This is a genomic window from Phyllobacterium sp. 22229, from assembly GCF_052056495.1.
In the GTDB taxonomy this organism is placed as follows: Bacteria; Pseudomonadota; Alphaproteobacteria; order Rhizobiales; family Rhizobiaceae; genus Phyllobacterium; species Phyllobacterium myrsinacearum.
In genome coordinates this window covers 42065-68611 of the sequence record NZ_JBQEPA010000007.1, presented here as the reverse complement: position 1 = coordinate 68611, position 26547 = coordinate 42065, and the positions used below count along the sequence as shown (strand labels likewise).

The 26547-nt window shown below is 61.3% G+C and carries 21 protein-coding genes; 18 read left to right on the top strand and 3 right to left on the bottom strand.

Going from position 1 to position 26547, the window contains the following annotated elements; all coding sequences use genetic code 11:
* Positions 1-134 precede the first annotated feature (134 nt).
* From ACTJJ7_RS10310 to ACTJJ7_RS10225, 18 genes are all read left to right on the top strand, one after another.
* On the top strand, positions 135-1904 hold the full coding sequence (locus tag ACTJJ7_RS10310; protein ID WP_130272185.1) for a type I secretion system permease/ATPase: 1770 nt from the start codon (positions 135-137) through the stop codon (positions 1902-1904).
* Positions 1901-3319, top strand: a complete 1419-nt coding sequence (locus tag ACTJJ7_RS10305) for an HlyD family type I secretion periplasmic adaptor subunit (RefSeq protein ID WP_130272184.1) — start codon at positions 1901-1903, stop codon at positions 3317-3319. Before ACTJJ7_RS10310 ends, ACTJJ7_RS10305 begins: the two co-directional genes overlap by 4 nt.
* Positions 3320-3610: 291 nt before the next feature.
* Positions 3611-4324: a calcium-binding protein gene (locus ACTJJ7_RS10300; protein ID WP_105735098.1), complete on the top strand. Its 714-nt coding sequence runs from the start codon at positions 3611-3613 to the stop codon at positions 4322-4324.
* Positions 4325-4400: 76 nt separating this feature from the next.
* Positions 4401-6662 carry a glycosyltransferase family 2 protein gene (locus ACTJJ7_RS10295; RefSeq protein ID WP_105735097.1) on the top strand — a complete coding sequence of 754 codons (2262 nt, stop codon included), beginning with the start codon at positions 4401-4403 and terminating at the stop codon, positions 6660-6662.
* Positions 6659-7501, top strand: a complete 843-nt coding sequence (locus tag ACTJJ7_RS10290) for a class I SAM-dependent methyltransferase (protein ID WP_245421145.1) — start codon at positions 6659-6661, stop codon at positions 7499-7501. The genes ACTJJ7_RS10295 and ACTJJ7_RS10290 overlap by 4 nt, the downstream gene beginning before the upstream one ends.
* Positions 7498-8760 carry a glycosyltransferase family 4 protein gene (locus ACTJJ7_RS10285; RefSeq protein ID WP_440967128.1) on the top strand — a complete coding sequence of 421 codons (1263 nt, stop codon included), beginning with the start codon at positions 7498-7500 and terminating at the stop codon, positions 8758-8760. Before ACTJJ7_RS10290 ends, ACTJJ7_RS10285 begins: the two co-directional genes overlap by 4 nt.
* A 21-nt stretch (positions 8761-8781) precedes the next feature.
* On the top strand, positions 8782-9570 hold the full coding sequence (locus ACTJJ7_RS10280) for a hypothetical protein (RefSeq protein WP_440966931.1): 789 nt from the start codon (positions 8782-8784) through the stop codon (positions 9568-9570).
* A gap of 11 nt (positions 9571-9581) precedes the next feature.
* Positions 9582-11825, top strand: a complete 2244-nt coding sequence (locus tag ACTJJ7_RS10275; protein WP_440966929.1) for a hypothetical protein — start codon at positions 9582-9584, stop codon at positions 11823-11825.
* Complete coding sequence (locus tag ACTJJ7_RS10270) at positions 11822-13150, top strand: glycosyltransferase family 4 protein (protein ID WP_105735094.1); 1329 nt, start codon at positions 11822-11824, stop codon at positions 13148-13150. The genes ACTJJ7_RS10275 and ACTJJ7_RS10270 overlap by 4 nt, the downstream gene beginning before the upstream one ends.
* A gap of 38 nt (positions 13151-13188) precedes the next feature.
* On the top strand, positions 13189-14376 hold the full coding sequence (locus tag ACTJJ7_RS10265; protein WP_440966927.1) for a polysaccharide pyruvyl transferase family protein: 1188 nt from the start codon (positions 13189-13191) through the stop codon (positions 14374-14376).
* Between the two features lie 130 nt (positions 14377-14506).
* On the top strand, positions 14507-15526 hold the full coding sequence (gene galE / locus ACTJJ7_RS10260; protein WP_440966925.1) for a UDP-glucose 4-epimerase GalE: 1020 nt from the start codon (positions 14507-14509) through the stop codon (positions 15524-15526).
* A 214-nt stretch (positions 15527-15740) separates the two neighbouring features.
* On the top strand, positions 15741-16877 hold the full coding sequence (locus ACTJJ7_RS10255) for a transporter substrate-binding domain-containing protein (RefSeq protein ID WP_440966923.1): 1137 nt from the start codon (positions 15741-15743) through the stop codon (positions 16875-16877).
* A complete protein-coding gene (locus ACTJJ7_RS10250; protein WP_440966921.1) occupies positions 16874-17455 on the top strand; it encodes an ANTAR domain-containing response regulator in 582 nt (193 codons plus the stop codon). Before ACTJJ7_RS10255 ends, ACTJJ7_RS10250 begins: the two co-directional genes overlap by 4 nt.
* Positions 17455-18303 carry an ABC transporter permease gene (locus ACTJJ7_RS10245; protein ID WP_105735089.1) on the top strand — a complete coding sequence of 283 codons (849 nt, stop codon included), beginning with the start codon at positions 17455-17457 and terminating at the stop codon, positions 18301-18303. Before ACTJJ7_RS10250 ends, ACTJJ7_RS10245 begins: the two co-directional genes overlap by 1 nt.
* A gap of 1 nt (position 18304) precedes the next feature.
* Entirely contained in the window at positions 18305-19225 is a 921-nt protein-coding gene (locus ACTJJ7_RS10240; RefSeq protein ID WP_105735088.1) for an ABC transporter permease, read from the top strand.
* 30 nt (positions 19226-19255) lie between these two features.
* A complete protein-coding gene (locus tag ACTJJ7_RS10235; RefSeq protein WP_105735087.1) occupies positions 19256-20875 on the top strand; it encodes an ABC transporter substrate-binding protein in 1620 nt (539 codons plus the stop codon).
* A 72-nt stretch (positions 20876-20947) separates the two neighbouring features.
* The gene (locus ACTJJ7_RS10230; protein WP_440966918.1) at positions 20948-21892 is read left to right on the top strand and encodes an acetamidase/formamidase family protein; all 945 of its coding nucleotides are present in this window, start codon (positions 20948-20950) and stop codon (positions 21890-21892) included.
* Positions 21889-23565 carry an ABC transporter ATP-binding protein gene (locus tag ACTJJ7_RS10225; RefSeq protein ID WP_440966916.1) on the top strand — a complete coding sequence of 559 codons (1677 nt, stop codon included), beginning with the start codon at positions 21889-21891 and terminating at the stop codon, positions 23563-23565. The genes ACTJJ7_RS10230 and ACTJJ7_RS10225 overlap by 4 nt, the downstream gene beginning before the upstream one ends.
* Here the strand turns inward: ACTJJ7_RS10225 and pcaF are convergent, their stop codons facing one another.
* The 3 genes from pcaF to ACTJJ7_RS10210 are packed head-to-tail and all read right to left on the bottom strand — an operon-like array spanning position 23566 to position 26416.
* The gene (pcaF, locus tag ACTJJ7_RS10220; protein ID WP_440966914.1) at positions 23566-24771 is read right to left on the bottom strand and encodes a 3-oxoadipyl-CoA thiolase; all 1206 of its coding nucleotides are present in this window, start codon (positions 24769-24771) and stop codon (positions 23566-23568) included.
* Entirely contained in the window at positions 24771-25544 is a 774-nt protein-coding gene (locus ACTJJ7_RS10215) for a CoA-transferase subunit beta (protein ID WP_440966912.1), read from the bottom strand. The genes pcaF and ACTJJ7_RS10215 overlap by 1 nt, the downstream gene beginning before the upstream one ends.
* Positions 25545-25555: 11 nt before the next feature.
* Positions 25556-26416 (bottom strand): CoA transferase subunit A, encoded by an 861-nt coding sequence (locus ACTJJ7_RS10210; protein ID WP_440966911.1) that lies wholly within the window; start codon positions 26414-26416, stop codon positions 25556-25558.
* Positions 26417-26547: the final 131 nt, after the last annotated feature.

The following is a 26547-nucleotide window of genomic DNA, read 5'->3' as shown; positions in this document are numbered from 1 at the left end:
CTCCTTTGCTTTTTCCCCACCATATGAACTTTTTTCTGTCACATTCTGCACGGTATTACTTTACTAGTCTATTGCGATAGACCAAGTTCAATCGGGCTAACGGGCAGCTGTGTCATTTCCAAGGCAGATTACACATGAGTGATACTCGTCAAAACCATGCAAATGGCAAGAGCAATGTTGGAAAAAATGCGACGGCGCATGCGGTTCCGGCACCTCGGGCCCTCATTCTCCGTGCGCGTCGGGTGTTCTTGTCGGGCCTCCTTTATGCGGTTCTGCTGAGTGCCTGCATCAATCTGCTGCAGCTCACGGTACCCCTGTATATGCTTCAGGTGCATGACAGGGTTTTGAACAGCCGGAGCATGGACACGCTGGTCATGCTGAGCATCCTGGCGGCGGGTGCCCTGATCGTTTTCGGCATTCTCGAATTCATCCGCGCCTTGTCGTTTCAGGCCATGGGCAGCGCGCTTGTGCGCCGGCTCAATCTGCCGATTCTGACAGCCGCGGTTCAGGCGTCGGTGGATCAGGGGCTGCCCAAAGCCACCCAGGCGCTGCGCGATCTGACGGAACTGCGGACATTCCTCACCTCATCGGCCGTCAGTGCGCCGCTGGATGCTGCCTGGTCCCCGATCTTTCTCACTGTGCTTTTCCTTCTCCATCCGGTTTTCGGCATTATCGGCGTTGTCTCGGTCATCGTGCTGGTCGCCTGCGGTGTCATCACGGACATTTTGACGCGCAGCCTGGTGAAGGATGCGAATCAGGCGAACATCGAGGCCGTCTCGAAAATCGGCAGCACGTTGCGCCATGCGGAAGTGATCGAGGCCATGGGCATGCTGCCCGCATTGGCGCGGCGCTGGCGCACGGCGCAGATGAACGCTCTGGACCTGATGGATGCGGGCGGCATGCGCAGCCGGGCCATGGGGACCATCGCCCGCACCTTGCGGTTCATGATCCAGATTGGCGCCCTGGGTGCCGGGACGTACCTGGCCATGCAGCAGGAAATCACCGCCGGTGCGATGATTGCCACGACCATCATCGTCGGCCGTCTTCTCGCACCGTTCGATCACGTGGTGGAGACATGGCGCCAATGGGTCAACGCCATCGGAAACTGGCAGCGGATCCAGGCCCTGCTTGCGCAGAATCTCGCCGTCCGCCAGACCATGCCGACGCCGCGTCCGCATGGCGATCTGATCATCGACAAGCTTGTCTACGCGGCTCCGGGCGTCGAAATGCCGATCATCAAGGGCATTTCATTTTCCCTTTCGCCGGGGGAGGTGCTTGGCATTGTCGGACCGTCTGCGGCGGGCAAATCGACGCTGGCGCGGCTGATGATCGGTATCGTCAAACCAACCTCGGGCGGGGTCTTTCTCGACGGCAACAACGTTTATCTGTGGGAGCGCAGCTCGTTCGGTGAAATCGCCGGCTATCTGCCCCAGTCGGTGGCCCTGCTCGACGGCACCATCAAGGACAATATCGCCCGGATGGGCGAAAGCGACCCGCACCGTGTTCTGGAGGCAGCGCGTCTTGCCGATGTGCATGAGATGGTCGGCCGTCTGCCCCTGGGCTACGACACGCCGGTCGGTGATGGCCGTCTGACACTGTCCGGCGGCCAGCGCCAGCGGATCGGTCTCGCGCGCTGCCTCTACAACCGCCCTCGCCTGATCGTGCTGGACGAGCCCAATGCCAATCTCGACGCCGTCGGCGAAAGGGCCCTGATGCGCGCCATCGAGCAGGCGCGCGATGATGGCGCCATCGTCGTCATGATCGCACATCGCCCGACCATCATGCAGGTGGCCGACAAGCTGCTCGTGCTGGAAAACGGCCGAATCACCCAGTTTGGCCCGCGCACCGACGTCGTGGCTTCCATCACACCCACAGGTCCCAAAATGGGAGCGACAGGATCATGACCGGCAAATCGATTGTTCCCAAACGTTTCACCCAGCTGCTGGCGCCGCGCGCTGAATCGGGTGAAAGGCAGGCCCTGACCAAATTCGGAACGGTGCGCCCGGAATGGGTCATCGATCTTGAGAATGAGGATGCAAAGTCGCCGCTGCGCCGGCTTATCATTGCCGGGATCACGACGATCGCCATCGCGTTCGGCGGCTTTTTCGGCTGGGCCTATTCCGCCGAATTGGGAAGTGCGGCTGTCGCCCTGGGCACGGTCATCGTCGATTCGAAACGCAAGACGATCAGCCATCTGGAGGGCGGCATCCTCGATCGCCTGCTCGTGCAGGAAGGCGACGAGGTCAAGGTCGGGCAGCCCCTGATCCGGCTCGACGATACGAAAGCCCGGGCGGAATTGCAGTCGCTGCAGTCCCGCCGAACGGGGCTGATCGCCAAGCTTGCCCGGTTGCGTGCCGAGCAGGCAGGGGCAGCGGAAATCACGTTCCCAGAGCATTTCGGCGGGCCCGGTGACGCGGCTGGCGAGAATGCGGTCAAGGCGGAGCGCATATTCTTCCAGAAGCGCTCGGCGCAGAAAATGAGCCGCACGGACGTGCAGAAGAAGACCATCGAGCAATATACCGAACAGGCCAAATCATCCGCGGCGCAGGTCGCCGCGACGGACCGGCAGATCGAGCTGATCACCGAACAGCGCAATGCCATCGCCGGGCTGGTTGCCAAGGGGTTTGCCCAAAAATCCAAACTGACCGAAATCGATACCAAGCTGAGCGAGCTGGCGGGCAATCGCGGTCAATATGCCGGAGACAAGGCAAAGGCCGAGCAGGCCAAGGCCGGCGCGGAGTTTGCCTTGATCGGTATCGAAAGCGACCTGCAATCCGAAATTGCCGGCGAGATTACCACCAACCAGACCGATCTTGCGGATACGGAAGAGCGGATTGTCGCAGCCAAGGATGTCATGCGCCGCGTGGAAATCAAATCGCCGCAGGCGGGCGTCGTCGCCAATATCCGCCTGAGGACGCCAGGCGGCGTCGTGGCCGCCGGCGAGGCGCTGATGGACATCGTGCCTGAAAACGAACCCCTGGTGGTGGAAATGAAAATCAGCCCGCGCGATGTGGACAGCGTTTCCATGGGATCACAGGCGCAAATCCGCCTGACGGCATACAATCAGCGTTCGCTGACGCCGCTGGATGGCAAGATCAGCTATATCGCGGCTGACCAGGTGCTGGATGAAAAGACCGACACCGCCTATTTCGTTGCCCGCGCGGAAATCATGCCGAAGTCGCTGGCGGCCAATCCGTCGGTCAAACTTTATCCCGGAATGCCCGCCGAGGTCATCATCGTCCACAAGGCGCGCAAGGCGATCGATTATATTATTTCGCCAATATCGGACAGCTTAAATCGAGCATTCAGAGAGGATTAATTGGAATAAATTCCCTTAAACAAAGGGTTTTGACCAATATTTCAAATTTTGAAATAAATTACAATCAAAGAACAACTATTGATGAATTATTGTATAGGTAAATATAAATTAGAGTCTTTTTCCAAAATGTTGAGTAATACATTTCAGTAATAATTTGTTACTCGCGAATGCCACATTTATACTCTTAGTCTAGGTTGCATTTCGATTTGGTGCAGCGCACAATCGTCAAAGCATCGATGGCTGGAACGTGTCCGGCTGATCGAAACTCAAAGCAGACAGAAGGAGAAGCAGATGGCCACTTTAGAAGGCGGCGCCTACGACGACGTTTTGTTTGGCTCGCGTTTTGACGATTTCATCCACGCCCATGGTGGTGATGATCTCGTCTTTGGCGGAAACGGAAACGACATAATCTTCGGCGATGAGGGCAATGACATCCTTTTCGGTGGACACGGTAACGACACCCTGTTCGGCGGTACGGGTAATGACATCCTTTTCGGCGATCAAGGCAATGACACCCTGTATGGCGGTGAAGGCGATGACATCCTTCACGGCGGCACAGGCAATGACATCCTGAGCGGCGGCGACGGAAACGATATTCTGTTCGGCGACGCTGGCAATGACATTCTGCAGGGCGGAAATGGCAATGACATTCTGTTCGGCGGTGCCGGCAATGACGTCCTTCAGGGCGGTGCCGGTAATGACTATCTCGACGGCGGTGCTGGCAACGACATCCTCTCAGGCGGTGCCGGCAACGATATCTTCCACTTCAGCGGCGGCGGCGGCAACGACGTCATCCTGGACTTTACTCCTGGTGAAGACATCCTTCAGATTTCCAAGGATATCAACGGTCTCCAAATCCATTCTCCCGAGGATCTGGCCGATCGTGTTACGCAGGTTGGCAATAATGTCGTGGTCGATCTCGGCCATGGCGACAGCGTCACCCTCGTAAACACCAGCTACGACGATGTGCAGGCACATCCCGACCAGTACTTCGTCGTTCATTGATTTTTACAAAAATTGGCGTGCCCAGCTTTCCGGCCGGGCACGTTTTTCTTTCCGCTGTGAATGAAAGGGCAACGTGTTGAACCTCGACCATTCGACGGATATTGCGGGCGATACGGAGAATATTTCCATCTCGCGCCTGTGTGGTGATGTCGCTGTCGTGATCTGGGACATCCCCGGTACGATACGAGCCTCGACAAAATGCACGCTTGAGGCACCGGAACAGCTGGTTCCCCTTGTCAGCCTCAACATTCCGCTCGAAACCGGCGGCCAGCGCATTCTTTGGGCCATGCGCACCAAGGATGAACCCGTGAGCCTGACCCTGTCTGCCGGATCGCTCGGGCCAACGGCGCAGACCATCCTGTATCCCGCCGATGAGCTGGCATCCTTTGACGTCAACAGCGCCGTCGCCAATCTGTCGGCTGCCGGGCACATCAAGCTGCTCAACAATGTGCTGAGCACGTGGCGCAGTACGTTCCGGCTTTCGCAAAACCAGATCTTTGCCAGCGCAGCGCGTGAAATCATGCTGGCGCTGGCACCCGAGCCGCGCCCGGCGCGCCTGTGCGGCCAACCCATCGACGGTCAATATTTGCTGGAAACGGCGATTGATCCGGTCCTGGGCGAAATCACCACGATCTATGCCATCAGTCCAAGCGCGGTGACGATCCTGCCGACACGGCTTGTCATGGGAACCCAGTCGAAACGCGGCGGGCAACCGTGTCACCTTCTGGTTGAATCTCTCCGTCCGCTGCCGCAGTCCTTGCATCTGGTCTTTTCCGGCAGGAACGGCGTTGCGGTGCGCAGGCTCTCCGATGGGGACGGCCAGCCCGCCGATTTTGAAAAGTGGTGGGCGAAGCGCCATGGGGACATGGATCTGCGCGAGTTTCTCATCCGGGAAATGGCGCAGGCGACCGGCCCCGGGCTTGCCACGGCCATCGACATGCAGACGCGCGCACCATTGACGGTGCGCCAGATCGCAAAATCCGCAACGCATCCGGCTGCCGAGATCGATCTTGCCCTCGCGCTTCAGGGCGGCCTGCTGGTGGGCGGCTGGAGCCACGATCCCTCCGCCATGCTGTCGGGCGTTGAATATCTTTCCGGCAGCAGCGGGGCTTTGCCGCTGCAGCCCAATTTCTACAAGTTTCCCGGCAAGACAGGGGAACGGGAAGACGGATTCGGCGCGGATGTAACGGGTTTTGTCGCCTGGCTTCCCCAGAGCAAAAACCTTGGCCCCCTGCTGCAGCCGCGTTTCCAGATGCGGCTGGCGTCCGGCGCAACGGCCGCACTGGTGCCGCCGTTGCAGCCATTCGAAGCATCCGCCCAGCGCAACCGCATTCTGCGGGCGGTGCCGCCGCAGCACGCGCGCGATCAGGTCTTCGAGAATATTCTCGCCCCTGCCCTGCAGGAGGTCGAACACAGGCTCGGCAAGACGGTGAAGGTGGCCGACACCAAGGAATATGGCGCCCTGCCCGCTGCGCCTGCCGTGTCGATTGTCATTCCGCTCTATCGCAACCTGGATTTCCTGCGCTTCCAGTTTTCGGCGATGGCCACCGATCCGTGGCTCGTTGCCAATGCCGAGCTGATCTTTGTGCTCGATTCCCCGGAAATCCAGGACGATACGGAGCATATGCTGGGCGGGCTGCACATCCTGCACGGCCTGCCCTTCCGGCTGGTGACGATGAACCGCAACAGCGGCTATGCCCGTGCCTGCAATGCCGGGGCGGGTTTCGCCAACGGGACCATGCTGGTCATGCTCAATTCCGATGTGGTGCCCTGTGCCAATGGCTGGCTCCAGGCCCTGACGCAGCCGCTGCTCGACCAGAAGAAGCTGGGTGCCATCGGACCGCGCCTGTTGTTCGAGGATGGTTCGCTGCAGCACGCCGGGCTTTACTTTGCCCGCGACCAGAAAGGTATCTGGCTCAACCATCATTTCTACAAAGGCATGCCGGGCGCCTATGCGCCGGCGCGGGTCCCCCGCACCGTGCCGGGAGTGACCGGAGCCTGCCTGGTGACACGCAAGGACATCTACGATCTCGTCGGCGGTTTTACCGAGGACTACATTATCGGCGACTACGAAGACAGCGACCTGTGCCTGAAAATTCGTCAGATCGGCTTCCACATCGCCTATGCGCCTGATGTGTCCCTCTATCACTTCGAGCGGCGGTCCATCCGCCGCAGTGCCGATTACATGCGGGGGCTGGCAAGCCAGTACAATTCATGGCTGCACACCCAGCGCTGGAACGACGACATAACGGAATTGATGACGACGTACCGTGATGAAGCGGCGCAAGACACGGTTGCGCCCTTCATCGCGGCAAAGTCTGAAAGGAGCGCTGCTTGACCGAAGTTATCGCACTCAAGAACGCCCAGGCCGAGCCGATCAGCCCCGTGCACGACGAGTATGTCGACTGGCTGATGGAAGCCGTCCGGCGCAACCGGTTCCTGCCCTGTCCCGATCCGGACAGCGTGTTTGTCGGCGATGGCGATTTCCAGGCGGTTGGCTCGGAGTTTCTCGGCCATTTCATCCGCAAGGGCGGATTGCGGCCGGACAGCCGCGTGCTCGATATCGGCAGCGGCATCGGCCGCATGGCGGTGCCGCTCACGCAATATATCGATCCGGCCAAGGGCAGCTATTGCGGCATCGATCCGGTGTCCGGCGGCATCAACTGGTGCCAGCAGAAGATCACGCCGGTCTATCCGAATTTCGAATTCCGCTACATGGATATTGCCCATTCCCTGTACAATCCGAAGGGGGCGATCGACGGTCTCACGCTCCGCTTGCCCTTCGAGGACAAGCAGTTCGATTTCGTCATCATGACCTCCGTTGTCACGCATCTTCCCGACGAGGAAGTCAGCGTCTACCTGCGGGAAGTGGCGCGGGTGCTTGCGCCCGGCGGGCGCCTGTTCATGACGGCGTTCGTGGTCGACAAGACGGCTGCCGACAATCCGCTGGGCAAGCGCGACAGGCGCCTGGGTTTCCAGCGCTATGATGAGGGGCCGTGCTGGTTCGTGCCGGAACTGCCGCCCCTCGCCGCGGTCGGCTTCGACGACGGGTTTCTGGATCGCGCGCTGGCGCGGGCCGGGCTGCAGGTTTTCAGCAAGTCGCTCGGGCACTGGCGCGGTGTTGCCGCCGATCATTATCAGGACGTTTTCATTGCCGGTCCCGGAGGCGACAGATAATGGCCCGTGTTCTCGTTGCGGCCCACAATCATCCGTCCCTGCATCCCGGCGGCACGGAAATCTTCGCGCATGATCTTTTCCGCGCCTATCAGCGGGCGGGATGTGAAGCCCTGTTTCTCGGCGCGACCAATCACATTCACCGGGAAGCCAGACCTGGCACGAGCTTTCAGAGCATCGGCGACAAGGGCGATGAAATCCTGCTGTGGTCCGGCCATTTCGACCGGTTCTTCATGAGTCAGGTCGATCTCTACGGCATTGTCCCCGACATTGTCGAACTGCTGAGGGATTTCAAGCCGGATGTTGTCCACCTGCATCATCTGCTGCTGCTGGGCGCGGAATTCCCGCATATTGTCCGCCAGACCTTGCCGGAATGCCGCATTGTCCTCACCCTGCACGATTATTACCCCATCTGCCATCACGATGGCCTGATGGTGCGCACAAGCGGCAAGGAACTCTGCTATGGCGCCAGTCCGGACCGCTGCCACAGCTGTTTCAAGGACATCGCACTCGACAAGTTCGTTTTGCGCGAACGTCATCTCAAATCGCTTCTAAGCGTGGTGGATGCCTTCGTCTCCCCCAGTGAATTTCTCAAGCAGCGCTATGTGGATTGGGGGATTGCCGCAGAACTGATCCATGTCATCCCCAACGGGCAGCCCGCGCGGGCGCTGGTGACGAAGCCCGCTGCGCCGGCCCGCAGCAAGCCGGTCTTCGGTTATTTCGGCAATCTCAACCCGTGGAAGGGCACGATCGTCCTTCTGGAGGCGGCGAAACAGCTCATCGCCGAAGGCTTTGATTTCGAGCTGCGTGTCCATGGTGCCGCGCCGTTCCAGAGTGAAACCTTTGTCGCCGATATTGACAGGCTCTTTGCCGAAACCGCACCGTTTGTGCAGAGGCGCGGTGCCTATCGGCGCGAGGATATCGGCAATCACATTGCGGCCGTCGATTGTGCGATCATGCCGTCAATCTGGTGGGAGAACGCGCCGCTGGTGATTCAGGAGGCGCAGGGCCAGGAGTGTCCCGTCATCACCAGCAATATTGGCGGTATGGCCGAAATGATCGAGAATGGCGTCAATGGCCTGACCGTCCCCCCGAACGATCCGCTGGCACTGGCAGCTGCCATGCGGCGTATCGCCGAAGATGCCGATCTGCGCGCGCATCTTTCCCTTGGGGCACGCCACCCCGACACCATCGACACGACAGCCGGACGGTATCTCGATCTGATCGAGACGCTGCGGCTTGACCGTGTCGAGGCTGCCTGATCAATCAGAAAGGACTCTTCCATGTCCATAGTGACCAAAGTACCGACGCAGGGCTCCGTGAAGCCGACCACGATCCCGGAACAGGACAATGCCAGACCTGCCAAAACCGAGGCGGTGCGCGGCGAACTCCTGAAGGGCCGCGTGGATGCCGTCGATGCCGGCCGGCTCTATGGCTGGGCCTTCGATCCGCAGGCGCCGGGCGCAAGGCTGACCATTCGGGTCCTGCTGGATGGCAAGCCGATTGCCGAGGCGGTGGCCGACAAGGAACGCCCTGACCTCAAGCGCAACGGCGTCGGCGACGGCATTCATGCCTTTGACGTGATGTTGCCGCAGTTTGCATCGGCGCGCGCCGGTGAACTGGTTGTCGTGGCCATCAGCGGCGCGGGCGTGGAGCAGTCCTTGCGCGTGCCGAAGCCGGATGAGCAGGCGGCCGAAGCGCTCATTGCCGCGCCGATGACCCGCATTCTCGACAAGCTCGACATGCTGATGGCAGCCCAGCGGCAGCTGCAGGTCAGCCAGCGTTCGCTGCAGCGGCCCGCCGCCACCATCGATGGTACGGGCGGGGCAACGCCGGGCGATCTCGGCGGTGTCGCCGGTTCGATCGAAGGGCTGCGCGGCGACCTCAATCAGCGCATGACGGAACTCGACGTGCATCTGATGCGGATGGACGGTGTCGTGGCGGGACTGGAGAAGCGTCTGGAGCTTCTGCACAAGCGCGCCGGCGGCGATGCCAGACCGCTGTTTCTGCTGCTGTTCGTCCTGGTGGGGTTTGCCGCGGGTGCACTCATGGCCGTCGGGGTTCTGCGTTGAGGGCGGCCTAGATGACTCGCGACGACAAAAAACTGCTGCCTATCCCCAAGACCGCCAAGGCACCGGAGCGCAATTCCATTGTCATGGAAGGCGAAATGGTTGTCGGCTGCCCGGTCGAGGATACGCTGGTGCTCATCATGGGCATCGGCGGCCATACGCCGGAACAGCTCACGGTCTTTCTCAACGGCGATCCCGCCATGAGCGTCAAAGCGACCTTCATCAATTGGCCGCTGAAGGCACCGTCGCCAGCCGGCACGCACGGATTTGTCGCAATCGTGCCGACGAACGTGCTGCGCCGCGTGCAGCTGAAGACCATCATGTTTCAGCACAAGGCAAAGGTATCCCGCTATTCGTTTGCCGCGCGTGCCGCCGCCATCGGCGATCTGGCGGCCATGATTGCCGATCTTGCCGGAGCGCATTTGCCGGGTGCGATCGACGGGCTGGTCGAAGGGCTGATTTCCGGTCCCATCAGCCGCAAGAAACTTTCGGCCATTACCATCCTGCTGCAGGCCGGTGCGCGCTCCGATGGCGTTATCGAGCTGATCGGCGGCAGCGACGAGGGCGAGATTTTCGTGCAGGGCTGGGCACAGGACCTGACACCCTCCGTCACGCGGCTGTTGATCAGCGGCCGCACGCCATCCCTCGCCGAATGCGCCATCGGCGTTTTCGCACGCCCCGATGTGAGCGAGCAGGCATCCGGTTTTGCCGGGCTGCTGCTGGCGAACGAGCCCATTTCGCCCAATGACATCGAGCGCCTGTTGTTTCGCGGCCGGCGCGGCTGGCGGTTCATCGAGGTTTATGACCGCCGCCTGCTTGCCGGGTCGCGGGAAACCCCGAACCACGTCCGGGCCATTCTGCCCAACATGCGCAGTTCGACCGAGATTCTGCTTCGCCTGCGTTCAGCCGCCAACCGCTTCGACGGCACGGAAACCATATCCAGTCTTCCCTTTCCGGTCCGCATGGGCATCGACAATGTGTTTCGTGTCGAAGGCAGCGGTCTGCTTGTCTCCGGCTGGCTGCTCGACCCCGATAATCACGTGCAGTCGGTCAAGCTGCGCCGCCATCGCGGCGAAATCCAGCTGGACGGCAACTGGACCCGGGTGGACCGGGCGGATGTGACGCGGGAGTTCGACAACCAGCCGCCATTCAATGCCGGGCTGGACCCCAATCGCCATGCGCATGGCTTCGTCGCCTTCGCCCCGGAGCTTGCGGGCGACAGCACGGCACCCTTCTATATCGAATTGGAGCTGAGCGATTCCCGGCGAGCCTTCATGCCCTTGACGCCGACCCGGATCACATCGCGCGACGCGGTTGTCCGGCAGATTCGGGCCATCGATCCGAACGCCTGGGCGCTGCGCCACATCGTTGACCAGCAGCTTGTTCCGCTGTTGCGCGGCGTCAGCCGGCCGGCTCCCGAGGTTTTCGGCGTCGTTGATCTCGGCGCGTTTGAAAATGCTGCCGGACCGGCACTGATCATCGGTGTGGACGAACGCGTCGAGGAGATCGGTCCGCTTCTCGCCCTGCTGGCGCTCGATCCGGAGACGCGCGAGGCGCCGATTGTCGTTGCGGCGGCCACGGATATCATTGACCGTATCGGCGTTCAACTACGCAGGCTGGCCGATTTCTACGGGCTGTGCGTGCGCCTTGTCTCCGCCAGCGGGTCCGAGGATCTGTATGATGCTATGGAGGTCGGCGCGCGGGCGGTTTCCACGGAAAGCGTGGTCTTTCTTGCCGCGTCACTCCTGCCGCGCAGCACGGGATGGTTCCAGAAACTGCTCTCGGCCTATGATGCCCGCGGGGAATGCGTGCTGTCTCCGACGCTCGCCTATGAGGATGATTCCATTCGCTGGGCCGGAACATGGGTGGCGGGCGCACAATCCGACCGCGCCTTGATCAGCCGTTATGCCGGCTATCCCATCGATGCCGTGGCGGGGATGAAAACGACGGAAGTGGCAACGGCGACATTCGAGTGCTGCGTCCTGCCGCGAAACGCCTTGTTCTCCGTCAACGGCTTTACCCGCGGATATCTTGGCACGCATGAAAAGGGCCTCGACCTCGGACTCAAGCTCAAGCAGGCGGGCCTGAAATCCTATTGGCTGCCATCGGCGCAGATGCTCGGGTCCGACGATATATCCGTGTCCGACAAGGCCTCGACCATTGCCCTCATCGAACGCATCGACCGGCAGGTTTTCGATGGACGCTGGGCCAACAATCTTTCCAACAAGCGCAGTGTTTCTGCGGAGGAAACAGCATGACCGAACGGCTTCGGGTTCTGGTGATTTCCCACGCTCATCCCAGCATTTCCCTGGGAGGCGGCGAAATTGCATCCTATAATCTGCACAAGGGGCTCAACAGCCTGCCCGGTGTCCAGTCCGTCTACCTGGCGCGCGCCGGGCATCCCATTCCGCGGCATGGCACCACGGCGCTGATGAGCATGCGGCGCAGCAGCGATGAAATCCTGTTCCATGCCGATGAATATGACCACTTCTATCTGTCAAACAAGAACACCGATGAAATCCGCCGCGATCTCCTGCGCTTTGTCCGCGACCTCAATCCGCAGGTGGTGCATTTCCACCATGTGCTCGGACTTGGGCTGGAAACGCTTTATGCGATCCGCGAGGCGCTGCCCGATGCCGTCATTCTTATGACCTTCCATGAATATCTGTCGATCTGCAACAATGACGGGCAGATGGTGAAGGCAAGCTCGGCGAAGCTGTGCAACGAGGCTTCGCCCATCGATTGCCATGCCTGCTTTCCCGATGTCCCCCCGGCCCGCTTCCTCAAGCGGGAACGCTTCATCCGCGGCATGCTCGAGCTTGCCGATGCCTTTGTCTCACCCAGCGAATTCCTGGCCGGACGATACAAGGAGTGGGGGCTTGATCCCGCCAAGCTGAGGGTGATCGAGAATGGCATCGCCATCGATGGCGTGACACCGCCGCGCGAGCTGGCGGGCCCAAGGCCGCGGCGCAACCGCTTCGCCTATTTCGGGCAGATAACCCCGTTCAAGGGCATCGATGTCCTGATCGATGCGGTGTCGCGTGTGCCTGAGGAAACATGGGGCGAGGATTCGCGCCTGATGATTTTTGGCGGTAATCTGGAGAAGCAGCCGCGCGACTTCCAGGACCGCATGCGAAAACTGATCGAAGAGGCGGGCTCGCGCGTGCGCTTTTACGGGGCTTACCAGAATGCCGAGATGCCGCGTCTCATGCAGCCGGTCGATTGGGTGGTGATGCCGTCGATCTGGTGGGAGAATTCGCCGATTGTGATCCAGGAGGCGCTGCACCACCGGCGTCCGGTGATCTGTTCCAATATTGGCGGCATGGCCGAAAAAGTCCGGGATGGGCTGGATGGTCTTCACTTCCGTGTGCGCAGTGCCGAAGATCTGGCCGACCGGTTCACCGAAGTACTCAGCGACACCTCAATCTGGGATCGTTTGCATCAGACTATCCGGAATCCCGTGAACTATATCGACTGTGCTCAGGAACACCTTGCTCTCTATGGTGAATTGCTTAAATCTAGCCGGCAGCAGCCACTCACTATCGCTGCAAGAACTGACGTTGTTCTTTCCCAAGCAAGCTGATTCTATCCAGCTTTCATCGCCAAAAGAAGGAATACCTCATGGCACGCGTCCTCGTAATGATCCCCGCCGGAGAAGTTTACGATCACGACAATGTCCGCTGGTACAAACACAGCGACATTCAACGCAGCATCGATCACTACCACAATATCGGTGATGCCTTCGTCTTTGAATCATCCCTGAAGCTGATGAACTACGAGAAGGTGGCGGAACTTCCCATCGCAGGACCGCCGATGGAGAAGATCGACCAGCTGCGCGAGGAGTATGATTATGTCATTCTGCGCGGGTCCAATTACATCAACAGGGAGATGAACTGGCGCGACACCATCCCGGTTCTCAAGCGCCTGGGGCTGCCCGTCATCGCCTTCGGCGTTGGCGCGCAGGCCCCGGTCAAGGGACAGCTGGAATTGTCGGAGGAGTCCAAGGCGGTTTGGCGCCTCATTGCGGATTCAACCACCTCCGTCGGTGTGCGCGGTGCCTATTCCGCCCAGGTGCTCAACGATATCGGCATCAAGAATGTGCGCGTCATCGGCTGTCCTACGGCGTTCCGGCGGAACAACCAGCATCTGCGTATCAAACTGCCCGCACTGGACACGGTGAAAAAGGTGGGTGTGACGGTCCGCCGCGAGGTCTCGCCGACCTATGCACAGGATATCCAGCGCTATCTGACCCTGCACCGCGACCTTATCAAGGAGATGGCGAACCGCTTCGATATCACCCTGATGGCGCAGGGCGAAGTGGAAGAAAAGAAGATGGTTTTCGGCACCGGCGAGCAGAAGGAAGACGCCATCGCCGCGCTGAAGGCGAACCGCTGGGTCTCGGATTGGTATTTCGACGATGCGATCGAAAAGCTCTACCGCGAGCGCATGTACTATTCCGACGTGGTTGCGGATTACGAAACCCTGGTTCGGGCGCATCAGCTGGTTCTCGGCTACCGCCTGCACGGCAATCTCATGGCGCTGGCCAATGGCGTGCCGTCGATCTATTTCACCTATGACAGCCGCACGGCGGAATTCGCCGAGACCTATAAGATCCCGAGTTATGATGTCTTTGGCGGCAAGCCGTTCAGGCTGGAGGATTATTGGGATCAATCGCTTTTCGATCAATACAATCGCGCCTGGTTCGAGACCTATGGCGAGATGAATATCTTCCTGACCGAAAACGGCGTCGATCACAAGATGACCGAAACGGGCAGGCGCGCATCGGACTCCGCCCGAAGAGTCGCTTAGACAGCAAACAATCGGAATTTCCCGGGAGGAAAGCAAACCTTAGGAAAGGAGATGTAAGACAGGTCATAGACATGGCACACGCCGCTCCACCCCATCACTATCTCAAACAAAGTTTCAGGAGTTCCTCCCCATGACTGTTCTTGTTACTGGTGGCGCCGGCTATATCGGCAGCCACATGGTGCTTGCCCTCAAGGATGCCGGCCGGCCGGTCGTGGTCCTTGACGATCTGAGTTGCGGTTTCGCCTGGCTGGTGCCGGATGATGTGCCTTTTGTGCAGGGAGACATCGGGGATCAGACGCTGGTGCGCGATCTGATCCGCCGGCACAATGTGACGGCGATCCTGCACTTCGCCGGTTCGATCGTCGTTCCCGATTCCGTACGCGATCCGCTTTATTATTACCGCAACAATACCGTGCAGTCGCGTTCCCTGATGGAAGCGGCCATTGCCGAAGGCATCAGGCATTTCATTTTCTCGTCAACCGCTGCGGTCTACGGTGAACCGGAGCGCACACCGATCACAGAAACCATGCCGCATCAGCCGATCTCGCCCTATGGCACGTCCAAGCTGATGACCGAGTGGATGCTGCGCGATGCGGCCGTGGCCCATCCGGACTTCAACTATGTGGCGCTGCGTTACTTCAACGTCGCGGGTGCCGACCCGCAATTGCGCTCCGGGCAGTCGTTTCCACGTGCCACGCACCTCATCAAGATCGCCAGCCAGGCGGCGACGGGCGAGCGCTCGCATATCGAGGTGTATGGAACGGACTATCCGACAGCCGACGGCACCTGCATCCGCGATTACATCCATGTCAGCGACCTCGCGCAGGCGCACCTGTGCGCCCTGAACTATCTGGAGGCCGGAGGAGCCAGCACCTCCGCCAATTGCGGCTATGGCTATGGTTACTCCGTCCTTGACATCATCGATGCGGTCAAGCGCGTGTCGGGCGTCGATTTCGAGGTCCGTACCGCCCCGAGGCGTGCGGGCGATCCGGCAGTGCTGGTCGCAGGGAACGAACGTGTGCGCACCGTATTCGGTTTTGAGCCGAAACGCGCCGATCTCGACCTGATCGTCGGCGATGCTCTGGCGTGGGAGCGGCAGCTTGCCATCATGAAGGCGCTGGAACAGTCGGAGGCACGCATCGCCGTGTAATCCCGGCTTGCTTGCCCGCATTGATCGCCATGGCGGGATTCTGCCCGATACCCGCTTGACAAGGGGCGTATGCACGTATTTTAATCGTGCCTGCAGATTGAGCAGTGGCTTGTCTGCATCCACATGACTTCGATAGTCGACGGGCAGTTTCGCCCCATGACGCCCCATCCTTGATGGGAGCTTGCGTCATGGGGTTTTTGGTTTTGGGGGGGGCATGGCCGACGCGGTAAAAATTGGCATTCTCTATTCGACGACGGGGCCGTATGGCGCCATTGGCCGTGACAGCCGCGACGGGGCCGAATTTGCCATGGACGAGATCCGGGCGGCTTATCCCGGTGCCGTCGAACCCGTCTTCATCGATCCGCAGGGTCATATCCCCGACTATCTCGAAGGGGCCCGCTCCATGCTGCGTGAGCATGGCTGCCGCCACATTGTCGGAACCATCACATCCATTGCCCGCAAGGAAGTCATTCCACTCGTCGAAAAGCATGACGGCCTGCTCTGGTACATGTGCCCCTATGAGGGGTTCGAGGCCAATGAAAACGTGATCTATACCGGGGCGTGCCCCAATCAGCATCTGCTGCCGTTGTTCGACTACCTCCTGCCGCGCTATGGTCGGCGGCCCTATCTGGTCGGTGCGAACTATGTGTGGGGATGGGAGATGAACCGGCTTGCGCGCGAGCTGATCAGCAAGGCAGGCGGAGAGGTGCTGGGAGAACGCTACCTGCCGCTGGAGGAAACCGCGGTCGAGCGCATCATCCTCGATATCGAACAGCGGCGGCCGAGCTTCGTTCTCAACAACCTGATCGGACCGGCAAGCTACGCTTTCCTGCAGGCTTTCAGGGCGCTCGGTGACAAGGACTCTGCGTTCCTGCCGGAAAACTGCCCGGTCGTCAGTTGCGATCTGTCCGAGTGCGAACTGGACGAGATCGGCGCTGGCGTGGCGACCGGACATTTTTCCGTCGCGGCCTATTTCGACAGCCTCGTCTCGCCGGAAAATCTCGCCTTCAAGGCTGCTGCATCGAGGCGGTTCGGGCCGCAGCGGCGCCTGTCCAATATTTTCGCCAGCGCCTATGCGGCGGTCAAGCTCTGCGGCGAGACCATTGTCGCTGCAGGGACCGACGAGCCGCAGGCGGTTCGCCGCGCCCTGTCTGGCGTGCCGCTGTCGACGGTGTTCGGTCCTGTCCGGATCGATCCCGACACCAACCATATGGCGCTGCCCTTCCTGCTTGGCCGCATCAACGACCTCAACGGTTTTGACATCGTCAATGCGCAGCCGGCGATTGCCGCCGATCCCTATCTCACCCGCCGCCGCACCAAAACGCCGGTCAGATTGCGGATCGTTTCATGAGAGAGACCCCCAATTTCACCGGCTGGCGCGCCACGATCCTGCATCGGCCCGATGCCACGACCGACCGTCTGACCCGCCAGCTCAAGCTGCTTGGTCTTCATGTCTCGGTACAATGGGAGCCCCTGGCATCCACGGATCTGCCCGACATTGTCCTCGTCGACGCGGACCAGGGCTGGGATGACCTTCTGCCCTGGCATGACAGCAAGGCGCCGCTGCCTGTCGTCGCCCTGCTCGGGTCGGAAGCGCCGGGCCGTATCGCATGGGCCATGGAACAGGGGGCCGGTGCAATCATTGCCAAGCCGGTTGCAGCCTCTGCCATCTATCCCACGCTTGTGATGGCGGTTGCCATTCATGCGGAACGGACCGTGGCGTTGAGGCAACTTCAGCATCTTGAAGAACGCGTGCGGCTTCGCCCGCTGGTGCATGGAGCCGTCCAGAAAATCATGGCGGCACGCAATGTCGACGAGGAGCATGCCTACAGCATCCTGCGCAATTGCGCGATGCAGCGGCGGTTCCCCATGGAACAGGTCGCGGCGCTTATTCTTGCCGGGGCCGAACCCTTGCCGGAGGCTGGCTGATGCGCGTTCTGAAAAGCATGCTGCGCCAGCCGTCTGCAATGTTCGGCCTGATTGTCGTTGCGCTCGTGGTGCTTCTGGCATTGGGCGCGCCGCTGATTGCGCCCTACAGTCCCGATGACCAGATGTTCGACGGGTTATCGCTTGAGGGCGCACCGCTGCCGCCCAGCGCGCAGTTTCTGCTCGGGACCGATACGCTGGGACGCGATCTGTTTTCGCGGCTTCTCTTCGGTGCACGCACATCGCTGATCATCGGCCTTGTCGCCAACGGGATTGCGGTCGGCATTGGGCTCATGGTCGGTATCCTGTCCGGCTATCTGCGTGGCCCCATCGGCGGCCTGCTCATGCGGTTCACCGATCTGATGATGGCATTCCCCGCCTTGCTGCTGGCCATTGTCCTTGCGGCGCTGCTGCATCCAAGCCTGTGGATCGTTGCGATGGTCATTGCGCTCGTCAACTGGGTGCAGGTGGCGCGCATCGTCTACACGGAAACGCGCGGACTGGTCGAGCGCGATTTCATCCTCGCCGAGCGGTCGCTCGGGGCCGGGCATCTGCGCATTCTGTTCGTGCATATCCTGCCGCATCTGATGCCGACGGCCATTGTCTGGGGAACGCTCGGCATCGCCACGACCGTGCTGCTGGAAGCCACCCTCTCCTTCCTCGGTATCGGCGTGCAGCCGCCGCAGCCCTCCTGGGGGAACATCATCTTCGAGAGCCAGAGTTATTTTCAGGCGGCGCCATGGCTGGTGTTCTTTCCCGGTGCGATCATCCTTCTGACAGCGCTTTCCTTCAATCTGGTCGGGGATGCGCTGCGCGATATTCTCGATCCCACCCAGCGCGGGAGGGGTTGATATGGCTCTGCTTGTTCTGCGCCGCCTCGTGCAAACTGCATTGATCCTGCTTGGCGTTGCCGCGATTACGTTCCTGCTGCTCTATGCCTTGCCGGCGGATCCCGCGCGCATGATTGCCGGACGCAGCGCTACCGCACAGACGGTGGCCAATATCCGCCGCGAGCTTGGCCTGGATCAGCCCCTGCTCGTGCAGTTCTGGACCTATCTGCAGGGTATTCTGCAGGGCAATCTCGGCCGTTCCTATGCGCAGAAGACCGATGTCGGCGCACTGATCCTTGCCCGTCTTCCGGCGACCTTGATCCTGATGGCCGCAGGCATTGCCGTTGAAGTCGTCCTCGGCCTGATCTTTGGGATCATCGCCGCCTTGCGCCGCGGCGGCGTGGTCGACCGCGTCGTGATGATGGCCTCGTTCGTCGGCGTCTCCGCGCCGCAATTCGTTGTCGCCCTGCTGTTGCTCTACGTCTTTGCCGTTACGCTTGGCTGGTTCCCGATGAGCGGCTTCGGAACGGCGGCCCATGTGGTGCTGCCCGCGGCCACCCTCGGCATTCTCGGCGCCGGCTGGTATGCGCGCATGGTGCGCTCGGCCATGATCGATGTGCTCAATCAGGATTATGTGCGCACTGCGCGGGCCAAGGGCCTCTCGTCGGTCCGCATCGTGCTGCGCCACGCCCTGCCCAATGCGCTCCTGCCGATCATCGCGATGATCGGCATCGATATCGGCCAGTTTATGGGCGGTGTCGTTGTCGTCGAAGCGGTCTATGGCTGGCCGGGCATCGGTCAATTGGCATGGCAGGCCATTCAACAGGTCGACATCCCGATCATCATGGGGGTGACCCTCGTTTCCGCGCTCGCGATCGTTCTCGGCAACCTGCTTGCCGATATCATCGCGCCGCTGATCGATCCGCGTATCCGTGCGCGCTGAATTTCAACCAGAACAAGAAAAGGGAACAGAATGTTAAACCGCTGGCTTCGCAACACCACCATGGCAACGGTGCTTGTCCTATCGCCGCTGCCCGCATGGGCACAGGAAACGCCGAAACAGGGCGGCGACGTGCTCATCACCTACAAGGACGATATCGCCACGCTTGATCCGGCCGTCGGCTATGACTGGGTCAACTGGTCGATGATCAAGAGCCTTTACTCGCGCCTGATGGACTATACGCCCGGAACGCCTGATCTGGTTCCGTCCCTTGCCGAAACGTTCGATGTCTCCTCTGACGGTCTGACCTACACGTTCAAGCTGCGCAAGGGTGTCAAGTTCACCAATGGCCGCGAGCTTGTGGCCTCCGACGTCAAATACTCGATCGAGCGTGCGGTCAATCCGAAGACACAGGGCCCCGGTGCCGGCTTCTTCAGTGCGATCAAGGGGTATGAAGACCTGTCAGGCGGCAAGACCACGACACTTGAAGGCATCGAAGCGCCGGATGCGGCTACGGTGGTCTTCCATCTGTCGCGTCCGGACGCCACGTTCCTGCATGTGCTTGCCATCAACTTCGCTTCGGTTGTCCCGCAGGAAGCTGTCGAGGCTGCCGGTGGTGATTTCGGCAAGAAGCCGGTTGGCTCGGGCACGTTTGTCCTGAAGGAATGGACCATCGGCCAGCGTCTCGTCTTCGCGCGCAATCCCGATTATTTCGTCAAGGACATGCCGCATATCGACAAGTTCACGGTGGAAGTCGGCCAGGAGCCGCTCGTTGCCCTTCTGCGCCTGCAAAAGGGCGAGGTCGATATTGCCGGTGACGGCATTCCGCCGGCAAAATTCCTCGAGATCAAGAATTCTCCCGCCGGTGCGCAGATGATCGTGGATGGCGACCAGCTCCACACCGGCTATGTGACGCTCAACACCAAGGTCAAGCCCTTCGACAATGTGAAGGTGCGACAGGCGGTGAACATGGCCGTCAACAAGGAGCGCATCACCCGCATTCTCAACGGCCGCGCCACGCCGGCAAGCCAGCCGCTGCCGCCGGCCATGCCGGGCTATGACAAGAGCTATGCCGGCTATGCCTACGACGTGGCCAAGGCCAAGGCTTTGCTGGCCGAGGCCGGTTTCCCCAGCGGCTTCCAGACGGTTCTTTATTCCACCAACACCGATCCGCAGCCGCGCATCGCGCAGGCCATCCAGCAGGATCTGGCCGCCATCGGCGTCAAGGCGGAAGTGCGCGCGCTGGCGCAGTCCAACGTGATTGCGGCGGGCGGCACGGAAGGCGAAGCCCCGATGATCTGGTCGGGCGGCATGGCGTGGATTGCCGATTTCCCCGATCCGTCGAATTTCTACGGGCCGATCCTCGGCTGCTCCGGGGCGGTCAGCGGCGGCTGGAACTGGTCGTGGTACTGCAATGCCGATCTCGACAAGCGTGCGGTCGCGGCGGACTCCATGTCCGATCCGGCCAAGGCAGCCGAGCGGGCGGCCGTCTGGGGCAAGATTTTCACGGATATCATGGCCGATGCGCCGTGGATTCCCGTGATCAACGAGCGCCGCGTTGTGGCCAAGTCGCCGCGCATGGGCGGTTCGGACAAGATCTATGTCGATCCGACCCGTGTCATCAATTACGACGCGATCTACGTCAAGCAATAGGCCGGTTCTGACCTCGACCCCTCCCCGGGAAACACGCCCCGGGGACCTGCATCATATTCCGGGAGATCTGACATGTGCATCGCCTGCACCCACACCATTCATCGTGCAAAACATCATTTCGGCTGGAACCGCGATTTTGAGCCAGCATTGGTCGCCAAGGCCGGTGAAACGATTCATTTCGAATGCCTCGATTCCTCCGGCGGGCAGCTGGGCAAGGGATCGACGCTGGAAACCCTCGGCGCGCTCGATTTCGGCAAGATCAATCCCGTCACCGGACCTGTCTATGTGGAAGGCGCCAAGCCGGGCGATGCCCTGAAGGTCACCATTCGCCGCTTTGTCCCGTCGGGTATCGGCTGGACCGCCAATATCCCCGGTTTCGGCTTGCTGGCGGACCAGTTCCAGGAACCCGCTCTGCACATGTGGACCTATGATCCCGTCAGCATGGCACCGGCGCTTTACGGCCCCGGCGGCCGGGTGCCGCTGAAGCCGTTCGCCGGAACGATTGGCGTTGCACCGGCCGAACCGGGCTTGCATTCCGTCGTGCCGCCGCGCCGGGTTGGCGGCAATCTCGATATTCGCGACCTGACCTCGGGCGTGACGCTCTATCTTCCCGTTGAGGTGGATGGCGCGCTGTTTTCCATCGGCGATACCCACGCGGCCCAGGGTGACGGCGAAGTCTGCGGCACCGCCATCGAAAGCCAGATGGAAGTGGAAGCCACCATCGAACTGGTCAGGGATGCCCGGCTGCACAGCCCGCGCTTCACCACGACCGAACCGGTGACCCGGCATCTCGATGGCGCAGGCTATGAGGTGACCACGGGCATCGGTCCCGATCTGATGACCGGCGCGCGCGAGGCCCTCATGCGCATGATCGATCTGTTGGGCGCCGAACATGGCATGAGCGCCATCGATGCCTATCTGCTCTGCTCGGTCTGCGGTGATCTGCGCATCAGTGAAATCGTCGATGCGCCGAACTGGGTGGTTTCCTTCTACTTCCCGAGGATCGTGTTCGCGTGATTGTGCCTGCCGCAAAGCCCATCCTGACCGTCCGCGACCTGTGCGTCGATGCCCGCACGCCGCAAGGACGGCGGCGCGTGCTCGACGATATCAGCTTCGACCTCAATGCCGGGGAAACACTGTGCATTGCCGGGGAATCCGGCTCCGGCAAATCGGTGACATCGCTCTCGATCATGGGCCTGCTGCCGAAAGCCTCGCTGCAGGTGGCATCGGGCAGCATCCGGCTCGGCGACAAGGACCTGGTCGCGCTGTCGAACCGGGCCATGCGCAGCGTGCGCGGCGGCGACGTGGCGATGGTGTTCCAGGAACCGATGACGTCGCTGAACCCCGTCATGTCGATCGGGGCTCAGCTGACGGAAGCCATCCGTGAACATCAGGGCAGCGAGGGTGGAATGGCCGATGCCATCGCGCGGCGGATGCTCGATGCCGTGCACATCACCGATCCTGCCCGCCGCCTGTCGCAATATCCGCACGAACTTTCCGGGGGCATGCGCCAGCGGGTGATGATCGCGATGGCCCTGTCCTGCCGCCCGAAAGTGCTGATCGCCGATGAACCGACGACGGCGCTTGATGTGACGGTTCAGGCGCAGATCCTGAAACTGATGCGCGAATTGAAACAGGAGTTCGGCGCCTCGATCATCCTGATTACCCACGACATGGGCGTTGTCGCCGAAATGGCGGACCGGGTTGCGATCATGCAGAATGGCCGCATTGTTGAACAGGGCGAGGCGCTGGCGATTTTCGAAAAGCCCAGCCAAACCTATACTCAGGAATTACTGGCAGCCGTGCCGCGCCTCGGCGTCCATGCGGGAACCGAAGGGCCGCCGCGCGTCAGCGCGGAAACGGGCGTCGCTCAGCCGGTATCGGTGTTGCCGATCCTGCATGTCCGCAATCTGAGCGTGACCTATGGCAGCCCGGCACGCTGGCTGTTCAAGGGCAAGCCCCCGCTTGCCGCCGTCGACGATGTCTCGTTCATGTTGCGCTCCGGTGAAACATTGGGGCTTGTCGGCGAAAGCGGCTCGGGTAAATCGACCACCGGCAAGGCGGTTCTCGGGCTAATCCCGTTTACCGGCAATGTCGTCATTGACGGCAGGGACATTGCCGGCTTGCCTGCCCGGCAGATGCAGCCGGTTCGCCGCTCGGCGCAGATGATTTTCCAGGACCCCTATGCCTCCCTCGATCCGCGCATGGCGGTAGGGGCTGCCATCGCCGAACCCTTGATCATTCACGGTCTGGGCGGGCGGAGCGAACGCGACGACCGGGTGGCGGAACTGTTGCGGAGGGTCGGCCTGCAGCCGGACGCGGCGACGCGCTATCCGCACGAGTTTTCCGGCGGTCAGCGCCAGCGCGTCTGCATTGCACGTGCCCTGGCCCTGCAGCCAAAACTGATCGTGGCGGATGAAAGCGTGGCGGCGCTCGACGTTTCCGTGCGGGCCAGGGTCCTCGATCTCATGCTGGAATTGCAGGAAACGATGGGGCTCGCCTATCTCTTCATATCGCATGACATGGCGGTGGTGGAGCGCATGTCACACAATGTGGCCGTCATGCGCGGCGGGCGCATTGTCGAAATGGGAACGCGCCGCGCGGTTTTCGAGAATCCGCAGGATGACTATACGAAGGCGCTGATGGCGGCGGTGCCGATTCCCGATCCGCGGGCCCGGCACTTCGCCTGATCAGACCCGTTCCAGGGCAACCGCGATGCCCTGGCCGACACCGATGCACATGGTGGCCAGTGCATAGCGTGCATGCCTGACGCCGAGTTCCAGCGCTGCGGTTCCGGTGATGCGCGCGCCGGACATGCCCAGGGGATGGCCGAGGGCAATCGCCCCGCCATTGGCATTGACGTGGTCGGCATCGTCCGCAAGCCCGAGTGCGCGCAGGGTGGCAAGGCCCTGCGAGGCAAAAGCTTCGTTGAGTTCGATCACGCCAAAATCCTGCGGTGTCAGGCCATGCCGCGCGCAGAGTTTCTCCGTGGCGGCGACAGGGCCGATCCCCATGATCCGCGGCGGAACACCGGCAGTCGCACCGCCGATAATGCGGGCGATGGGTGTCAGGCCATATTTCTGCGCTGCCGTTGCCGATGCGATGATCAGCGCCGCTGCACCGTCATTGACACCCGAAGCATTGCCCGCTGTCACCGATCCGCCCTTCCTGAAGGGCGCCGGCAGTTTGGCCAGTTGCTCGAGCGTTGTCTGCGGACGCGGATGCTCGTCGCGGTCGACGATCAGCGGCTCGCCCTTGCGCTGTGGAATCGTGACGGGCGTGATTTCCGAGGCAAGCCGGCCATTGTCCATGGCCGCCCCTGCCCTTTGCTGGGAGCGCACGGCAAACGCATCCTGATCGGCGCGCGCGACATGAAACTCCTCGGCGACATTCTCGCCGGTTTCCGGCATGGAATCGATGCCATATTGCTGCTGCATCAGCGGATTGACGAAGCGCCAGCCGATGGTGGTGTCGTGAATTTCCGCGTGGCGCGAAAACGCGCCTTCGGCTTTCGGCAAAACGAAGGGCGCGCGCGACATGGATTCGACGCCGCCGGCAATGGCAATCTCGATTTCCCCGGCCTTGATGGCGCGGGCCGCCGTGATCACCGCATCCATGCCCGAACCGCACAGGCGGTTCATGGTCGTGCCTGGCACCGTGACTGGAAGGCCCGCCAGAAGCAGCGACATGCGCGCCACATTGCGGTTGTCCTCGCCGGCCTGATTGGCGCACCCGTAGATGACTTCCCCGATGGCTTCCCAGTCGACGGAGGGATTGCGCTCTATCAGGGCTTTCAGCGGAATGGCGCCCAGATCGTCGGTGCGGACAGAGGCTAAGGCGCCGCCGAAGCGGCCGATGGGCGTGCGGATATAGTCGCAGATATAGGCTTCAGACATCAGGCGGCCTCGTGAGCGCGTTTCGTGCGGGCATTGATATCGCGCAGCACGGAAAGTTCGGTTGCGGTGGGGATTGGCGTTTCCACGATCTCCTTAGCAAACCGGACGGGCCAGCCGCAATTCTCTTCGATCTGTCCGCGTGTCACACCCCTGTGGATCGACACCACGGTCAGCTCTTTGGTGACCGGATCGGGCTCGAAAATGCACAGGTCCGTGATGACGCGGGTCGGCCCTCTGGTCTTCATGCCGAGGCGTGCGCGATGATCGCCGCCCTCGCCATGCCCCATCGAGGTAATGAAATCGAGATGATCGACAAAGCCGCGATTGGTGAGCGCCATGGTGATGAAAATCTGGCCGCAATTGCTTGATATTTCCGGTGCGCCGCCGCCGCCGGGCAGGCGCACTTTCGGTGCATCATAAGGCCCGACCACCGTCGTGTTGAGATTGGCAAAGCGGTCGATCTGCGCGCCGCCGAGAAAACCGGTGGTGATGCGCCCGCCCTGCAGCCAGTAGCGGAACATTTCCGGCACCGACACGGTGAACAGGGCGGTGTCGCAGAGTTCGCCGTCGCCGATGGAAAGCGGGAGCACATCCGGCTTGGTGCCGATGGTGCCGCTTTCGTAGATCAGCGTGATGTCAGGCGCATGGGTCAGCCGCGCCACATTGCAGGCGGCGGACGGTGCGCCGATCCCGACAAAGCAGACATCTTCATTGCTCAGTGCGCGGGCAGCGGCGATGGTCATCATTTCCGTGGGGGTGAAGTCCTGGGCCATGGTCCTGCTCCTCACGCGGCGTTGGCTGCACGCCGGACGGCGTGGCGGGCAAAATCTTCCGGCTTGCCGGCAAGGACATTCTCGCTGATCCACGCGGTAAAGCTGTCGCGGTCGCGGGCGATCTTGTCCCAGGCGATGTAGAAGGCATTGGAGCGCGGATAATAGCCATGCGCATAGGAGGGGAAGGCGCCGCCCGGCGCATGCACGACGGCGCTGATGGCCCACCGCGGCAGGACGACTGCATTGGGTGATGGCGGGTTCAACTCGTCGACGATTTCCTCCACCGTCACAATGGAACGGGTGGCGGCCAGCACCGCCTCCTTCTGCACGCCCGAAATGCCCTCGATCAGCACATTGCCCTGCCGGTCGGCGCGCTGGGCATGGATGATTGACACATCAGGACGGATGGCGGGAACGGCGGCGAGCACTTCGCCGGTGAAGGGACAGGTGACCGACCGGATATTCGGATTGACCTTGGCAAGGTCGGCGCCGATATAGCCGCGCAGCACGGCGAACGGCAGGTTGGCGGCCCCCGCCTCATAGGCATTGGCCATGGCCGCGTGCGAATGTTCCTCGATCTCAAGCGGCCGCGGCCACTGGTTTTCCACCGCGTCGCGGAAACGGTGCAGCGAACCGACGCCGGGATTGCCGCCCCAGGAGAACTTCATGCCGCGCGCCGCGCCGACGCCGATCAACTGGTCGTAGATAAGGTCGGGTGTCATGCGCACAAGGAAGAGATCCTTGCGGCCCTGCCGGATGATCTCGTGCCCGGCGGCATAGGGAATGAGGTGGGTGAACCCCTCCATGGCGAGCGTATCGCCATCCCTGACATTGTCCCCGATCGCTTCGGCAAGCGTGCAGATTTTTGCCATGTCTCTCTCCCTGTCGTTCCCGGAACACGGCGACGGCCGGTATCCGGTGCAAACCTCCATTTGTTCCCATGGCGTAGTCCCGCTGCGCGCCGCCCGTCAACGATTTTGTGCGTTATTTGACATTTGTTCGT

What these genes read in the sequence shown, in the direction of transcription:
- ACTJJ7_RS10310 (WP_130272185.1), top strand. Translation starts at nt 135, where the DNA reads ATGAGTGATACTCGTCAAAACCATGCAAATGGCAAGAGCAATGTTGGA.
- ACTJJ7_RS10305 (WP_130272184.1), top strand. Translation starts at nt 1,901, where the DNA reads ATGACCGGCAAATCGATTGTTCCCAAACGTTTCACCCAGCTGCTGGCG.
- ACTJJ7_RS10300 (WP_105735098.1), top strand. Translation starts at nt 3,611, where the DNA reads ATGGCCACTTTAGAAGGCGGCGCCTACGACGACGTTTTGTTTGGCTCG.
- ACTJJ7_RS10280 (WP_440966931.1), top strand. Translation starts at nt 8,782, where the DNA reads ATGTCCATAGTGACCAAAGTACCGACGCAGGGCTCCGTGAAGCCGACC.
- ACTJJ7_RS10275 (WP_440966929.1), top strand. Translation starts at nt 9,582, where the DNA reads ATGACTCGCGACGACAAAAAACTGCTGCCTATCCCCAAGACCGCCAAG.
- ACTJJ7_RS10270 (WP_105735094.1), top strand. Translation starts at nt 11,822, where the DNA reads ATGACCGAACGGCTTCGGGTTCTGGTGATTTCCCACGCTCATCCCAGC.
- ACTJJ7_RS10265 (WP_440966927.1), top strand. Translation starts at nt 13,189, where the DNA reads ATGGCACGCGTCCTCGTAATGATCCCCGCCGGAGAAGTTTACGATCAC.
- galE (WP_440966925.1), top strand. Translation starts at nt 14,507, where the DNA reads ATGACTGTTCTTGTTACTGGTGGCGCCGGCTATATCGGCAGCCACATG.
- ACTJJ7_RS10255 (WP_440966923.1), top strand. Translation starts at nt 15,741, where the DNA reads ATGGCCGACGCGGTAAAAATTGGCATTCTCTATTCGACGACGGGGCCG.
- ACTJJ7_RS10250 (WP_440966921.1), top strand. Translation starts at nt 16,874, where the DNA reads ATGAGAGAGACCCCCAATTTCACCGGCTGGCGCGCCACGATCCTGCAT.
- ACTJJ7_RS10245 (WP_105735089.1), top strand. Translation starts at nt 17,455, where the DNA reads ATGCGCGTTCTGAAAAGCATGCTGCGCCAGCCGTCTGCAATGTTCGGC.
- ACTJJ7_RS10240 (WP_105735088.1), top strand. Translation starts at nt 18,305, where the DNA reads ATGGCTCTGCTTGTTCTGCGCCGCCTCGTGCAAACTGCATTGATCCTG.
- ACTJJ7_RS10235 (WP_105735087.1), top strand. Translation starts at nt 19,256, where the DNA reads ATGTTAAACCGCTGGCTTCGCAACACCACCATGGCAACGGTGCTTGTC.
- ACTJJ7_RS10230 (WP_440966918.1), top strand. Translation starts at nt 20,948, where the DNA reads ATGTGCATCGCCTGCACCCACACCATTCATCGTGCAAAACATCATTTC.
- pcaF (WP_440966914.1), bottom strand. Translation starts at nt 24,771, where the DNA reads ATGTCTGAAGCCTATATCTGCGACTATATCCGCACGCCCATCGGCCGC.
- ACTJJ7_RS10215 (WP_440966912.1), bottom strand. Translation starts at nt 25,544, where the DNA reads ATGGCCCAGGACTTCACCCCCACGGAAATGATGACCATCGCCGCTGCC.
- ACTJJ7_RS10210 (WP_440966911.1), bottom strand. Translation starts at nt 26,416, where the DNA reads ATGGCAAAAATCTGCACGCTTGCCGAAGCGATCGGGGACAATGTCAGG.